The 15,271-nt window shown below is 56.4% G+C and carries 11 protein-coding genes; 9 read left to right on the forward strand and 2 right to left on the reverse strand.

The genetic code is table 11. The features are described from left to right. The first annotated feature begins 624 nt into the window (after nt 1-624). The 3 genes from U5A65_RS24370 (at nt 625) to U5A65_RS24380 (ending at nt 3,677) form a co-directional block, all read left to right on the forward strand. On the forward strand, nt 625-1,860 hold the full coding sequence (locus U5A65_RS24370) for a hypothetical protein (protein WP_321947864.1): 1,236 nt from the start codon (nt 625-627) through the stop codon (nt 1,858-1,860). A 316-nt stretch (nt 1,861-2,176) separates the two neighbouring features. Beyond that, a complete protein-coding gene (locus U5A65_RS24375; protein ID WP_321947866.1) occupies nt 2,177-2,962 on the forward strand; it encodes an H-NS family nucleoid-associated regulatory protein in 786 nt (261 codons plus the stop codon). A 49-nt stretch (nt 2,963-3,011) separates the two neighbouring features. Continuing rightward, nucleotides 3,012-3,677, forward strand: a complete 666-nt coding sequence (locus U5A65_RS24380) for a DUF429 domain-containing protein (protein ID WP_415765509.1) — start codon at nt 3,012-3,014, stop codon at nt 3,675-3,677. A gap of 180 nt (nt 3,678-3,857) precedes the next feature. Here U5A65_RS24380 and U5A65_RS24385 read toward each other — a convergent pair whose 3' ends face one another. Further along, nucleotides 3,858-4,199, reverse strand: coding sequence for an H-NS histone family protein (locus U5A65_RS24385; RefSeq protein WP_321947870.1), 342 nt, complete (start codon nt 4,197-4,199; stop codon nt 3,858-3,860). A gap of 347 nt (nt 4,200-4,546) precedes the next feature. Between U5A65_RS24385 and U5A65_RS24390 the strand changes: the two genes are divergently transcribed. Both U5A65_RS24390 and U5A65_RS24395 read left to right on the forward strand, forming a co-directional pair. Continuing rightward, a complete protein-coding gene (locus tag U5A65_RS24390) occupies nt 4,547-6,238 on the forward strand; it encodes an RNA-directed DNA polymerase (RefSeq protein WP_321947871.1) in 1,692 nt (563 codons plus the stop codon). Beyond that, nucleotides 6,228-6,950 carry a hypothetical protein gene (locus tag U5A65_RS24395; RefSeq protein WP_321947873.1) on the forward strand — a complete coding sequence of 241 codons (723 nt, stop codon included), beginning with the start codon at nt 6,228-6,230 and terminating at the stop codon, nt 6,948-6,950. The genes U5A65_RS24390 and U5A65_RS24395 overlap by 11 nt, the downstream gene beginning before the upstream one ends. Before the next feature lie 55 nt (nt 6,951-7,005). Here U5A65_RS24395 and U5A65_RS24400 read toward each other — a convergent pair whose 3' ends face one another. Continuing rightward, a complete protein-coding gene (locus tag U5A65_RS24400) occupies nt 7,006-7,434 on the reverse strand; it encodes a hypothetical protein (RefSeq protein ID WP_321947875.1) in 429 nt (142 codons plus the stop codon). Nucleotides 7,435-7,955: 521 nt separating this feature from the next. Between U5A65_RS24400 and U5A65_RS24405 the strand changes: the two genes are divergently transcribed. The 4 genes from U5A65_RS24405 (at nt 7,956) to U5A65_RS24420 (ending at nt 15,270) form a co-directional block, all read left to right on the forward strand. After that, on the forward strand, nt 7,956-10,823 hold the full coding sequence (locus U5A65_RS24405) for a TrlF family AAA-like ATPase (RefSeq protein ID WP_321947877.1): 2,868 nt from the start codon (nt 7,956-7,958) through the stop codon (nt 10,821-10,823). 225 nt (nt 10,824-11,048) lie between these two features. Then, nucleotides 11,049-12,593, forward strand: a complete 1,545-nt coding sequence (locus tag U5A65_RS24410; RefSeq protein WP_321947879.1) for an AAA family ATPase — start codon at nt 11,049-11,051, stop codon at nt 12,591-12,593. Continuing rightward, the gene (locus U5A65_RS24415; RefSeq protein ID WP_321947881.1) at nt 12,590-13,456 is read left to right on the forward strand and encodes an HNH endonuclease; all 867 of its coding nucleotides are present in this window, start codon (nt 12,590-12,592) and stop codon (nt 13,454-13,456) included. Before U5A65_RS24410 ends, U5A65_RS24415 begins: the two co-directional genes overlap by 4 nt. A 680-nt stretch (nt 13,457-14,136) precedes the next feature. Next, entirely contained in the window at nt 14,137-15,270 is a 1,134-nt protein-coding gene (locus U5A65_RS24420; protein WP_321947883.1) for a GNAT family N-acetyltransferase, read from the forward strand. The last annotated feature ends 1 nt before the right edge of the window (nt 15,271 follow it).

A 15,271-nucleotide genomic window follows, 5' to 3' on the forward strand; every position in this document is an offset into this window, starting at 1 on the left:
TTTCTACCTGGTTCCATGACGTTGCCCACTGTCAAAAACAGTTGGTATTGACCGTATTACCCATGCTGGTCGACGTGCAGTGCACGCTGTTTAGGCGAACGGTCTGAGGCTGACGGGTGTTCACATGCCTGCATGTAGTTGGCCCACGCATTCAGACTATTGGCGAACTGCTGATTGGCAATCTGTTGCGCTTGAAGTTGTCGGTCCTTGTCCTGAATCAGACGGGCCTCGCGGTATTGTCGGTCGGCAGGTTCTCAGTTCAATACTTGTGCAGATAAGTTCAAGTCGTCTGTCGCCAGGATAACACAGCTCGAATGAGCATCATCGACGCAGGCCGCGCGACCAAGGGCCCTTTTGCCCGCAGCGGAGAACGTCACGATATGTCGACCGCCAGTTAAAGCATCTGTGAGATGTGCCGTTAAGCAATGTGCGGCGGTGTGCAATTGGCCGCGACAGGCGTCGTTGCCGCCCCCTCCGCCGCGGTTGTGAGGCTTTGCAGGGCACCGTCCAGCGACAACACTATTGCTGCCGGGCTATTCCGTCGAGATGCATTCCAGCGCCCACCCGTAGCGCACATTAGGAATTTCTCGCGTTGTCCGAACGCATACACCGAAGGCACATTGCATGGCAGTTTTCCTTGAAGAGTATGGAGCCAACGAGGAGCTCGTGGCTTTTCAACGCGTTTCACTCTCCGGCGGCCACAACGAGAGCTGGCTACAGGGGATGCTGTTTCAGCACGCACCCCTGATTCCGATGGTTGAGATGTTCGGCCAAGGCGAGGCATTCGTTCCGCTATGCCGCGAGTTTCCGCTCCGGCACGGCGTGTCCAATGTCTTCCTCGACCTGCTGGGTGTGTCGCCGACCGGCCGGCTCGTTCTGATTGAGTGCAAGCTGTGGCGCAACCCGGGTGCACGCCGGGAAGTCATCGCACAGCTCTTCGAGTACGCATCGCTAATGTCCGGCCTGACTTATTCCGACCTCGAAGCGAAGCTTAAGCAGGCCCGTGGTTTGACCGGCGAAAACCCCATATTCAAGACTGTCAGCGCGGCTTACCCGGACATCGAGGAGGCCAGCTTCGTTGATTCAGTAAATGAGTCGCTGCGCAGAGGCGATTTCCTGCTCGCCATCGCTGGCGATGGCATCCGCAGTGACTTGCATGCCCTACGAAATCTGCTAGCCAACCAGGGCGGACTCCTTGCCCGACTGGCACTGCTAGAAATCCGGCTCTTCAGGGATGCGAGCGGTCGAACGCTTCTCGTACCCAATGTGCCAGTACAGACGGAGCTTGTGAAGCGAGAGGTCTTCGTAAGTGACCGGATGGAACGCCCCGTCGAGAGGGCAGAGCATGCGGTCCCTGTGCCGGGCCAAGACCCGACCGCGGGCAACGAGACCCGCAATGCAACGACTGTCGGCAACGAAGCACGCGCAAAGAACAAGGAGTTCTGGGAGCACTTCATCGCTGCCGTCCGGTTTGACCATCCGGACCAGACAGCACCAAGGCACGGCGGCAACAACTACGTACGACTCGACCTGCCGGGTCCTGTGGGTGGGCTGGTCGCGTATCGGACTGCAGACGGGCGAACAGGTCTCGTCGTGAAATTCATCGGACCGGAGGGGCGCGAGTTCATGCAGGGGTTGCTTGAAGACCAGGATGGCCTTGAGAGCGAGCTGGGGTTGCCCGTTCGCTTTGAGGTTGGCGACGCCTCGACTGGTAGCGACAAGGTTGCGGGCTCGATGGTTGTGGTTGCGACGCAGAAGGAGGGCGCCAACAAGGACGAGGAACAGATGGCCTGGTTGCTCAAGTACACCAATGCGTTAGTCAATGTCATGCGTCCTCGCCTGGCTGCTACCACGGTATAACCGTCGTCTACCTACCTTAAAAGCGCCGAACTTCTGAGCAGGCATCATTGACTGCGCTTCTTGTAAGCACGGTGTCGCGGTTTGACGAAGACTCCCTTCCACATTGATGGCTGGTTTTAGAAGGAAGTCTGGCGATGCAAGAAGAGGTTAAAAGCATCTTTAGATAGCGAGTTTAAATTACGTGGCCGAGCTGCATTTTCGGTGATATTGGTGGAGCGGAAGTGATGTTCCTCGCGGCTTGAAATCAATCTCCGACACGCGAGCATCGCCATGTGGCATAGTGCGGCACGAACTCTTTCACACTCGGAAAACTCAAATGGCGACACTCGAAGGCATCCAGGCTCGAATTGCGAAGCTGCAAGCACAGGCAGAGGCATTGGTTACAACGAAATCTAGTGCCGTCCTCGAGAAAATCCGAGACCTGATGGATAAACATGGCATTAGTGTCGCCGACATCGAATCCGATGCCGGCAAGCGACGTGGTCGCAAGCCGTTGGCAAAGTCGGTTGCAAGCAAGGCTGCTTCGTCCGCGAAGTATGCCGACCCGAAGACGGGTGCTACATGGTCTGGCCGCGGTCGCGCTCCCGCATGGATTGCTAGCGTAAAGGACCGCACCAAGTTCCTGGTCGGCGGTAACGCTTCGAGCGCGAAGCCGGCAGACAAGGTGAAGGCGGCGAATTATGTTCGTGGCGTTCAGCCGCCGATGTATCGCAACCCCAAGACCAATGAAACTTGGAGTGGGCGTGGTCGCGCGCCCGCATGGTTAGCAGGCTCCAAGGACCGGTCGAAGTTTTTGATTGCAGTGGTCGCGGAGCCGGCAGCGGCGCCGAAGGTGAAAGCGGCCAAGGTGGTGACCGCAAAGAAGCCCGTCACAAAAAAGGCCGCGGTATCGAAGAATGAGGCACCTGCCGCCAAGAAGGCTGCGGCGAAGACGCCGGCGGCGTCGGCTCGGAAAACTGCTTCCAAGGTTGGTGCGACCGCGAAGGCACCCGTTGCCCGCAAAGCGCGTGCGGCAAAGAACGCCGTCAAAGCCACGGCTCCTGCCGACGCTACCGTGAACCAGGCACCGACCGAGGTTGCGAGCACGCCCGCTGCGGCCTAACCTAGCATTAAGCCGGGCTCTTGGGGTTTCGCAGCCCGGCTAAGAAAGCGTGCGTGAGGATGCCGTGGAAACGAGCACAGTTGCCGGAATTGATGTCGGCGGAGCGAGGAAAGGATGCCATATGGTCATCCTTCAGGGCGAAAACATCCTCAGCAACGTGAGACGAATGACGCCGTCGGAGATGCTGCGAGAATGTCTCAAATTTGACGTCAAAGCAGTAGGTATAGACGCTCCGTGCAGATGGGCTGTGGCGGGTAGTGGTCGCCTGGCTGAGCGGGAACTGGCGCGGCAGCACATTCACTGCTTTGCCACGCCAACACGAGAGCAAGCGAAGTCCAGCCCCAGCGGTTTCTATGACTGGATGCTTTGCGGTGAGCAGGTCTACCACGCGTTTGCAACTGCCTATCCGCTTTTGAGTTCCCGAGAATACGCGGGCCACCGCGTGAGTTTCGAGACGTTCCCTCACGCCATCGCATGCTCTGTACTCGGGAGGGAAACCGTCTCCGCCAAAAGGAAGCTCGTCGAGCGCAGAAAAATCCTCGAGACGGTTGGCGTCGATTCCGCGGTATTGAGGTCAATCGACGCTATCGACGCCGCCCTGTGTGCATGGACTGCGGGACGCCTGGTCGCTGGTCATGCGAAGTCTTATGGAGACGCGGCGGGCGGATACATCTATGTACCGGACGTATCCGGTCAACTCTCGCATCCCGGTTGATTGGCGCGGCCAACTCATCGCTGAGACAAGCGTTGTTGGACACGGCGCCAATCGCTGGAGCATTACGGACCTAGCGCTGTTGGATACCCTCTGCTCGGCTCAATTGGGCGGCGCTACGCTGAGACGCCCACCTCCGCTATTCCGTCGGTCATTTCGGGCAGTCCCGCGGCATCCGTGAGTTTAGGTGCCAGCGGCGTATTCCTGCGACCGGGTAGCGAGGCGCGTGCCTGCGAACGGGTCGTTGCGCCAGTCAACCGTACCCTTACTGTTCGATTTCGTTGCGGCGGTTTCGCTGATTGCAAAATGCTGAAGGGATTGGCCCGCCGCAGTCGCCTGAACAACCCATTGCGGAGCGGTTCCTTTACCGTCCCAAGTGTGACCGAGGGCGTCTCGATAGCGCACTGCTCGTAGTCGCTGTTGGTCCGCTGCAAGAGACGCGGCGACATCCTCGGGTTTGATTCCAAATTCGTCCATACGTCGCCGTAGGTAGGCGACGATACTTTCACGTCTTCTTTCGTCCATTTTCTAGCCTTTGCGCCGAAACCGGAATTCTCCAGCAGATGGCGCACATCGTATGTAGCCAGGATAACACATAGAGAGGCGCCACCGTTTGCTCAGCGACGTGAGGCGCGGGCGGGACGGAGAGCCCAACAAATCGGCGCGCCTTATCGTCAGCGTTGCTAATTTCAACCGCGCGGCTGAAGCGCGGGATGTGCATCGCCCACGTCAGTTGTGCGCACTGCCCATTCCCCGGAGGGGGCGGCAATCCGTGCGCATGAAAAGTGTCGCTTTCCGCTCTGTTACGATGGAAGGAAGCGCAATGCGACCCTCACGTCCAACGTAAAACTATGCCACGTAAGCTACCCAAATTGCTGAAGCCGACCTTGCGTCATTTCCAACGTGCCGCGCTGGATATCTCCGCACATGGTGACAACGACACGCTACCGTTCGACATAGACGTTCGGTTCTGTGGGGACCGTGTGCAGGAGTTGGCGACCATTGCGCTCGGATTCTATGAGGAGTTGCGCAACGGGCCAATCAAGGAGAACCATGAGCGAATCGCTGGTATGCACATAGCCAACGAACGGCTGATTGCCCCTTCGGGGCCCGCTGGCTTCCGAGTAGTAACGAAGATTCATCCGTTTTGGAACATTTACCTTAATGGTCTGGCCATCTCTGTGGCAGAGGTTCTAGAGCCTCTGCGCAAAGATACAGCACATTCGTACAGGTATTTGGATGGTGACGGCGCGCAGTTGTTTGACCCAAACCGCTCGTGGCGGGCGTTCAAAGAAGCGACATTACAGCACCTTGAAGCTGCCGGCCCGGACGCCGTCATCGTCCAGACCGACGTTTCCAGCTTCTACGAGCACGTCTCTCACCACTACATAGAGAATTTCATTAACGACCTCGGTGGTGACAGCAAACAAGTCTCGAAGCAAGTAAATGCGCTATTGGGCAAGCTCTCAGCAGGGCGGTCCTTCGGACTCCCTGTTGGGGGACAAGGAGCGCGTGTCCTGGCTGAACTATTCCTGAACCAAGTCGATATGGCCATTACGGCTGCCGGTGTTGCGTGGCATAGGTATGTCGACGATTACGTGCTGATTGCAGGCAATACCGCAGACGCTTATCGCGCACTCGGAGTGTTGGCGCAAAGCTTGACGGACTACGGTCTAAGCCTCAACAAATCGAAGACCGTTTTCCTTTCGTCGAGGCACTACCGAGACTACGTACGCTCTCAGCTTGGCGCGGGCGATGATGAGGCGAACAAGCTCCGTACCATCGACCTGAGATTTGACCCGTATTCCGATAACCCCAGCCACGACTATGAGTCGCTGAAGGAAACCGTCGAGACGCTTGAAGTTCGGAATTTGCTGAATCGGGAGCTGGAGAAAGCGCTACCCGACACCTTCTTGGTGGCGCAAATTGGGCGCACGATGCGCCTACACGAGCCCGACGTCGCGCTCGAAATTGCCTCCACATTGCTGAACGGTACAAATCTCCATGCGTTCCGCTCATCGTTTTCAACCATCATGCGCGGCATCGCGCACTTACGCGGTGACTCGCGATTCGAGTCTATTTGCGAAGACATTGATTCGTTGCTGGATGCAGTCCCGCTCCATTCGGCTCACCTCCTCAAGGTCGATGCGAGTCTTTTGCACTACATGCGTTGCTTGAGATTTTGCTCTACGCCTAAACGAGCTACATATGTGCGCCAGCTTTGGGATGCGACGCAGCTAGACGCCGTCCGTCGTGCATGCATAGACTGCTGGCGAAATTGGGGTGACCGCACAGAGTTCAACCGTCTCCGGAATCGTTGGTCGCTGTTGAACGCCGATTGCCAGCGCTTGTTCTGGCTTGCGACCTACAATTTTGGCGATGAAGGAGACGCCGCACGGCGGCAGTTCCGCCACGCTACGCCACAAGCCTGGTCGCTGGGCCTAGAGGTTCCGTTAGATAGGGAGAAGGACAGGCAGAAACTCCAAGGCCATCCGCGCGGAGCGGAGCCGCTGTTCGCGACCCTCTACGAGGAATGGTCGAAAGAGGTCAGGGATGCAAATTGACCCGCGCTCTGTCGCCCGTGAGATACCGGGAATCTTCGACGAGGTGTTTCCGCAGCTGACACCAGGAATCGTTGCGCACTTCAACTCAAGTGCAGAGAGGTTTGCGATTCAGGAGGTGTCTCCAGCGTTGCTTGCCCTGTCTAAGCTTCAGCGAGCAATGCTGTTCGAACTTGGCTACTCCGTTGGAGAGCGAATCACGACAGGCACTCCTATCGATTGGGATGAGTGCGTCGATGCGGCGCTTCGGCGTCAGCAGGCTTTCTTCGACGCTAGGCTTCCCGGGGAAATAGAGTTATGTGACAAGGCTGTCGCTGCGATTGTCGGGGCGAATCTGGCAGAGCGGCTCATGGAGATGAGTCGCGAGCGCGGACTTCCGCTTGTGTTACGTCCGCCAATCCCCGGCATGGAGTGGATAGCGAGTGGGCAGGGCGACTTTTCGGTTGGCCACACATTGATTGAGGTCAAATGCACCGCCAAGCGGTTTTCGGCGTCAGACTACCGTCAAGTGGCCATCTACTGGCTTCTGAGCTATGCAGCTGCTATCGAAGGCCGGGGCAATGAGTGGCAGGACTTCGTGTTGCTTAATCCACGCAGTGGCGTTGAGGTGTCCATGCCGTATGCCGCGTTCCTGTCGGCCATTGGCAGTGGAAGAGCGAAGGTAGACATTCTGCAGCTATTTCAATCTCTCGTGGGCTCCCGCCTTACGCGGTAGGCAATCGACTTACCGTGCAGGACGGGAACGAGCGTTGTTATAGGATGTCGCGGAGTTATGCCCAGTCGACGTCCTTCGGGTCAAACAGAGTCGTCGCACCAGGGTATGTGGAACAGTCGCACTCCGCGTTGCCCAACTTTCGCAGAGCGGCGTGGTGGCGGTCGGTCATCCAGCGCTCGAATCCCACGTCACGCAGCAAAGCGCGGAAATCGCGCAGGTCGCCAGCGCCAGGGAACACCTGCGCGATATAGCGCTCTGCGTCGAGGCGGCCGGCTTCGGCGGCGGCCGACAGGCTATCAAACACCCATCGAATCACGTCCGCACCGGGCATCCGGCTGAGCTCGGTCACTTGAATTGGTACCAGCACGTTGTCTACGTGGTTCCAGCCGCCAAACTCGATGAGGGCACTGGCAGCCCGCTGACCTTCTTCGGTTTCGAACATGAGGGAGGTGACTTGCGGGATGTACGCGTTGATTGTTGGCATTCTCTAGTTCTCGCGAATCTTGTTGGTTTTTGGCCAGCGAAGCGCTAGCTATTGAATGGCGGCAGATGTTTCAGCTTCTTTATAGGCGACGGCAGAATGCTTAGCTTGAACGTGCAATCTAGCTAACGTGTGCCTTTCTATGGGTAGTTTCACGTGCAAGAAGCCATGCAAAGCGCATAGTGCGAGAAGTCGCTAGGTTCCGGTGAATAGCCTTTCGGGCATACTTGGGTTCTACGAGCAGGAGGCGGGGCGGCGAGACAAGTAAAGGCTACTGAGAGACCACGCCGCGGTGATTCGCGAACCGATGGCGTTGTCTTTGCCTCGGGGCGCGGTGACGTCTCCAGCATCTATGATGCAGACCAGTTGCAGTTGATGCGGACCAAAAGATAACGCCGCGCCGACTTTGGTGTGGCCACCCACAGGCTGCTTAGGCGTAGCTGTTGCCGCAAACTATCGAGGTACGGTTGTCTGGCCTCCGTAGGCCCGCAAAGCGAAACGGGATGGAAACTTTAGAGGTTTTGATGGCCAAGTACGAGGGAATGCGATGGCTAAAATGCGATTTTCAGGTGCAGACGCCTGAAGATAACGCAAACTGGCTTGACGATGAGACACGATTGGGCGACCCGCGGCGCCCTCTAGGTCAGGCCGGCTCCGATGAAAGTGCTCCCCGTGTGCCCGACGAATCACGTATTCAAGCGTGCGCACGGAAATTTCTGACCCGATGCCACGAGCTCGGCCTAGAGCTCATCGGCGTCACCGACCACAACTTTTCGCAGAAGACAGAGCCTCGAGATTGGTTCCTCACCCATCTTGTAGAACAAAACAAGTCGGTGGCGAAGACGCTCGGTCGCCCACCGCTTCATATCCTTCCGGGATTCGAAGTTGACATAGGCTATCACGCGCTGTGTCTTTTCTCGCCGGCGACAAAGATGTCCCATGTACGTCGAGTCAATATGATTCTGACAAAACTCGGCTTGGGTGAGAATCAACGATTCAGGAGCGGTCACCCGCTTCCCTTAAGAGTCGCCGGTCAGAACGTTAGTCTGAAACACCTGCTCGAAATCGTACAGGAAGAGCACCGCGGCATCGTTATCGCGGCTCATTCAGACCAAGTTGACGGAATTCTTTCTCAGCCGCGAAATTTGGAGGATTACCAGAACACGGAACTGCTTGCTGTAGAGGTGACATCCAACCCCCCCGCACCCCGCTATCAAGATATTGTGACGGGGAAGAACCCTGAGTGGTCGCGGAACAATCGACATCCAGCGTGCGTTATGTCGTCCGACGCCAAGTCACTGAAGACAGGCGAGGATGGCATGCCTCGTGCCAATGCTCTCGGCTATCGGTACACCTGGGTCAAGATGTCGCAACCATCGATAGAGGCGCTGAGGCAGGCATTTCTCGACCCGGCGTCACGAATTAGGTTGCTCGGTAGTAGGCCCAGTGAACAGCAGCTTCACCCGCGATTAAAGTCCATCGAGATAAAAGGTGCAACATTCCTGGCCGACCAGAGGATTGAGTTTTCGGAAAACTTGAACTGCGTTATCGGCGGACGTGGTAGCGGAAAGTCGACTCTGTTGGAGTACCTGCGCTTTGCATTCTCAGACGACGAAGCCACCGGAATCGACCCGAAGACAACCTTAGGCAGGAAGCAGGCGCGATTGCTCTCTACTATTTCTGTTCCCGGGGGGGAGGTTAGGGTTGCGTTCGAAACGCAACCCGGTGTGACCGACGTTTTGGTGTATACGCCGGCAAGTTCGGCGCAGCCGAGGCGTATTGAAGGACGAGAGGTAGAAGACTTGCAAACCGTCTTACAGCAACTTCATGCCCAGTTCTTTGGGCAAGGCGAGTTGAGTAGCATGACTGGAGATAGCGGAGCGCAAAGACAAATCGTTGCGCTTCTAGATGCAGCAGGTGGGCCAGAGCTAGATAAGCTGGCAGTCAGAGAAGATGGAGCACGCGAGGAGGTGCTTCGGCGTCTTCAAGCAAGCCGTGAGGCCGCAAAGCTATCCGGCCAAGCTAGGGCCGCTGCTCAAGAAGTAACGGAAGTCACACGTCAATTGGCGGCGCGGCAGTCTGTCCAGCAATGGTTGGGGCGCCATCAGGCGGCAAACTCTGCTGGCCGTTTCCTAGATAGTTTGAGGGAGTCGAGCAGGTCGGCCGCGGAAAGGCTGTCGAGAGAACTCGGCGACATCGATGCCGAAAGCCTAAATATGCCGGGAGACTTGACTGACTGGCCAAACGTAGAATGGTTCGTAGAAGCGAGTGCTAGTGTCCGCGAAGCGCGTGAAGCGCTACTGCGAGATGTGCAAGCTGCTCTTCTTAAATATCGGGAGTCGGTAGAGACTGCTGTTGGTGACGAGCAGTCGACCGAGGTCCGAAAGGCCATCGCTGACGCCGACGAGCAATTCAAGCAAGCCTGCGAGCGGAACGATGTACCGCCTGAGGAAGCAACACGAATAAAGGAGCTGGATGAGCGTAAGCAGGCTAAGCAAACATATGCCGATGAATTGCGGACCAAATTGGACAGCGCCACTGTCGTTGCTCAAGGCTTGAATGCGGCTATTGGCGAACTCCACGGAGTCTGGCGGGAACAGTTCAAAGTTCGCGAACGTATCGCAGATTCGCTTCAAGCAGGCATCACTTCTCAGCGCCTGAAGATTCACGTCTCCTATATGGATGATGGGAGTGCGTTCATGCATATTTGGCGTCAAATGGCTCCTAAAGACGGTCGAAGCAAGGTTGCGCGTCGTTGGGACGAAATTGGCGAGGATGTCTTTCGAGTGTGGACCGAAGGGGAAAAGACTACGTCCCCTTGGGAGATTGTTGAGAGGTTTAGCGAAGACCCGAGAGCACTACCGTATCTCTACGGCCAGGTGGCGGAGGATTTGCAGCCATCGGTTCGTGACCACATTTTCAGCCAAGAAAACTTACCGTTGTGGGAGAGGGCACGTGTGACGCGCATCGGTGATGTCGTCGACGTGGAACTGATAAGGGACGACGGTACGTCAGCGGGTACGACTAACGGAGCGCTTTCGGAAGGGCAGCGCAACACAGTCTTGCTGAACCTTCTTCTTGCGAGGGGCGAGGGGCCAGTTGTTATCGACCAGCCAGAAGATGAGTTGGATTCAAACTTCATTTATCGGGCACTGGTTACCGATTTGAGGGCCGCGAAGGAACGTCGACAAATAATCGTTGCGACCCACAATGCGAACATCCCAGTAAACGCCGACGCAGAGCTTATTCATGCTTTCGAGGCGCGCGATGGTCGGGGTACTTGTCTAACGCAAGGTGGCTTGGACCGAGACGCTGTGTCGAAGGCTGTACTCGACATTATGGAGGGTTCTGAGGAGGCATTTAAGCGTCGTGGAGATAAGTACCACTTCTAGAGCCTTCGCGTGATTCGTTATAGTCGCAGAAGTTTCTTGCTTCCCCATTTTGATGGTTGAGATATGGTGTCAAGTAAAAGCAGTTCAGGTTCCGGGGGAGCTTTCCGGGTATTGTTTGGGAGCTCGGAGGCATCACTCGAAAAGCTCCGCGCAAACTCAGTCCTCGTCATCCCTATTCAAGACAAATTGGACCGTTCGAGGTACCGAACTCGTGTCGCTATCCACGTGAAGCTTGAAGGTGAAGTCGACTCAATGATGGTTGAAGGGCTTGTGGGATTCGTCACATCTGGAGGTGCGAGCAAACTCAGCGATGCGCGTTACATCGATACTAGGATTCGAAATGAACAGAGTGATGTAATCGCTCCAAAGAAGACAGATGCATTCTTTACGATGTTGCCTACGTTGGCCGATTACCGGGGACTGGTGGGAGTTCTTGGCGTCGAAGTTGTCCAAGGATTGTTACTCGCATTGAATGACGTAGTTGCGTTGGGGGAATGGCATCCAGGCGAAGAGTTATTGAAGCAGGCAACCGCCACTGAAGTCTTCCAACGTTCCTTCATCAGGACATCGGAGGCGTTTTTCGCATTCAAGAACGCAGGGTCAATTCTTCGGGGGCCTGAGTCCGAGATATTTGGGAAAATGTCGCCGGACTTTCGCGTCATGTTTAGGCTTGGGGGAGCAAAAAACGACCACAATCTTGTGTTTAGCTTTGACCATCAAAGCGAGTTGCCGAAGCGCATCGCCGTGGTAATTGGCAGGAACGGGGTAGGCAAAAGCCAAGCGCTCGTACACATCGCGAGGGCGGCAATTACTGGTGATGAGGATACGCTGAGTGAGGCGACGACTTCACGTCGAGTCTCGATTAATCGGCTCCTTGCTTTCGCGCCGACCTACGAGGCGTTTCCTCCTGATAAGAGAAAGGCTAGTAGTGTTTGGTATAAGCGGTTCGCGCTCAATCGCGTAGAGCGGTTTGGACGTGGTGGTGCCATTGCTGATTTGATTCTCCAGCTTGCGCGTCATGAAGGAAATATCGGTACATACTCTCGGTGGACCATTTTCATCAATGCAATACAAATAATCCGCAACTGGGAGGAGATTGCGCTTCCACAAACGAAGATGGAAGCCCCGCCGCGCGAGCTCTATCTTCTACGAGGGATACCTGACACAAGCAAAGCAAACGATGTCAATGCTGATACACCGCCGAAGCACGTAAACGATGAGTTGCTCGACGTTTTTTCGTCGATTGACTTGAATTCCGAGCCGGTACGTGTGGTTGATGGAGAAGCCTACCCACTGAGTAGTGGCGAAATCTCCCTATTGCGGTTTGCAGCTCGAGCGAGTCTGTACATCGAGAACGGTTCACTGCTCTTGCTTGATGAGCCCGAGACGCACCTTCACCCGAACTTCATAAAGCAGTTCATTGTTGTGCTCGATAACATGCTAAAGCTGACTGGCTCAGCAGCGGTAATAGCAACGCACTCGGTCTACTGTGTTCGGGAAGTCTTCAGTGAGCAGGTTACGGTTCTGGACGTCATCGACGGCGTGGTGAGGACGGAACCATTGCGACTTCAGACTTTTGGTGCAGACATTGGGGCAATCTCGTATTTTGTGTTCGGCGAAGATGAGCCGTCACCACTCGCCTCTGATGTCGAAGAACGCTTGCTTAAGCGCTATCAAGACTGGGAAAAGCTCTACTCGGATTACGGCGACGAGCTATCGCCGAAGCTGCTTGGTAAACTAAGACTAGAGTTGGAATCAGGGAAAAAATGAACAAATTGCCTCGTCCGGCTTTTGATGACGCGGCTGCACTTCGAGAACTAGCCGACAACGACGGCGTTGGCAGCTATCCTCATTTGAAGCCATGGGTGCCTGCGATTGTCGCGGGATATGGCCAATATAAGGCAGTGGCGGGGAATGCACTTGAGGTTGTGGAGGTGCCACTAGACCCAGAAATTGAGACGTTCCTCAAGGGGCACTACGGAAGCCCGCCAAAGGTCATTGCGCATATTACGGGGATAAGAAAGAAGCATCGACAGCGTGTCTGCCCGATGTGCGGTTCAATGCACAGCGGTACGCTCGACCACGTATTGCCGAAAGATGACTACGCGGCGTTTGCAGTCTTTTCTTTGAATCTTGTGCCTGCCTGTGAGTGCAACAATAAGCGAGGCAAGACGACGGTAGGAGCGGCGCCTGGGGCGCGTGTACTCCATCCATATTTCGATGATTGTTTGTCGGAGCGACTCATTGCTGGGCGTTTCGAAGACCTCGGCTTGATTCCACGCATTACGTTGAGAATTCTGCTGGACGACGCAGACCCACACTACGAGGCCGTCAAGTTTCACGTCGCGGAAATCGTGGGTAGCACGGCGATTCTCGAGTACCTCTCTGACAACTGGACTAATCTATGCGAGTTGCCAGAGCAAGTCGTGCGCGGTCTCGGCGAAATACCGGCAAGTGTAGAGGGGCTGCAAGCAACGTTGTCGCGGGAGCTTGAGTTGTTGGACATGCATCACAAAGGCAAAAACAACTGGAATTCAGTTTTCGTTCGCGGGCTCCTGGACCCTGATGTAACGCAGTGGCTGTTCGACCGGCTGACCGCAGTTGACCGTCCGGCCGACGGCTCATTGGTTTGATAACGGTCTCCTTTGGACCGTGTAGATTCAAAGACTGTGGAAGGACCAGGTTTTTCCGTCTAAGCTTGTTCCGACTGCGCCTCGGAGGTGTGGTTTGCGTCTCTGCGCTTAAGCCGAAAGGAGATTGTCATGAGGGGTGATGTTGCACTTGACGAGGCACAGCTACCGGAAGGTCGCAGCTATCTGACCCCAGCAGAGGTCAGGCGGTTTCAGCTCGCACTCGCGCTTCAGTTGGAGTTGTCCACGGGCAGGCGCGCGAGCGAGTGTTTGGCGCTTGCGAGGGAGGTGGGCGCCGGACACCTTGGGCACACACGTTCCGAAACGTCAAGGTTCTACATCCAAGACTCGGCTGGGCGCTGCCCAGTGAGGATTGACAAGTCGGCAAAGCTGCACCAGCCGGCCGATTCCATCTCGGCACCTTGCGTTTTGGAGAAGGTCGGCGCCACACGCGGTAAGGTTGAACCCGTTTCGCCGTTCTGCCGGGTCCGTGAGGACATGAATGCGGCGGACGCGCTGTCTGCCCATTTGACTGCGCTGCGAGGACAACTCGGCGAGGACGCGGATAGCTGAGCGTCCTGTGTTGGTGTGCTGGCACCGCTGCCTGACGACTTTTACTGTATGCGCGACAATGCTGCTTTGCGGCAGCGGGTCGCTCAGGGAAGGTCTTCGGGAGGCGGGGAGTGAGCAGCAAGGTCGAAATCGTAGTAGTCGATTCCCTTTCGGATGTCACGGCGGATGCATGGAACGCCCTTAGCGGCGGCAATCCGTTCGTTCAGCACGCGTATCTCTCAGCGATGCACGACTCGAAGTGCGCAGCCAAGAAGACCGGCTGGCAGCCCACCTATTTGCTGATGAGGCGCGGCGGCGCGCTGGCCGGCGCCATGCCGCTGTACCTCAAGAGCCACTCGCGGGGCGAATACGTCTTTGACCACGCGTGGGCAGATGCCTTCGAACGTCACGGTATCCAGTACTACCCGAAGCTCCTTTCGGCCGTTCCCTTCACGCCGGTGACTGGGCCCCGCCTGCTTGCAAGCTCCCATGCTGACCGTGTGCTACTGGCACGTGGGGCTATCCAGTTCGCCCGACAACTCGACGTGTCGTCGATGCACCTTCTGTTTGCAAGCGCGGACGACGTGGAAGCACTAACCGAAGCCGGTTACATGCTTCGTGAGGGCGTCCAGTTCCACTGGGAGAACGCGGAGTATGAGAATTTCGACGCATTCTTGGCGACAATGTCGCACGACAAGCGCAAGAAGATGAAGCAGGACAGTCGGCGAGTGGCGGACGCCGGCGTGACTTTCCGTTGGTTACGCGGCCAAGAAATCGGCTCGGCGGAACTCGACTTCTTCTATGAATGCTACGAGCGGACATACCGCGAGCATTGGAACCCTCCTTACCTATCGCGCGCGTTCTTCGACCAGGTTCATCGAACGATGCCTGACGCGCTGATGCTGGTGATAGGGGAGGTCGATGGTGAACCGCTCTCTGTTGCCCTCAATGTGGTTGAAGGCGGAACTATGTATGGCCGCTACTGGGGGACGCGAGAGTTCATCTCGGGGTTGCATTTTGAGACCTGCTACACACAGGGCATTCGATACTGCATCGCTGAAGGCCTCGAGAGCTTCGAGGGTGGTGCGCAGGGTGTCCACAAAATGTCGCGGGGGTTGATGCCAACGCCCACCTGGTCTGCGCATTGGGTTGCTGACGACCGGTTTGCCGCGGCAATCGCCGACTTCCTTGACCAAGAGACCGAGGCGATGGGCGAGCATATTGAGGAACTCGAAGGACATACTCCGTTTAAGCTCAAGCGCTAAG

Origin of the sequence: Paraburkholderia sp. J10-1 (genome assembly GCF_905220165.1) — a bacterium.
Lineage (GTDB): Bacteria > Pseudomonadota > Gammaproteobacteria > Burkholderiales > Burkholderiaceae > Paraburkholderia.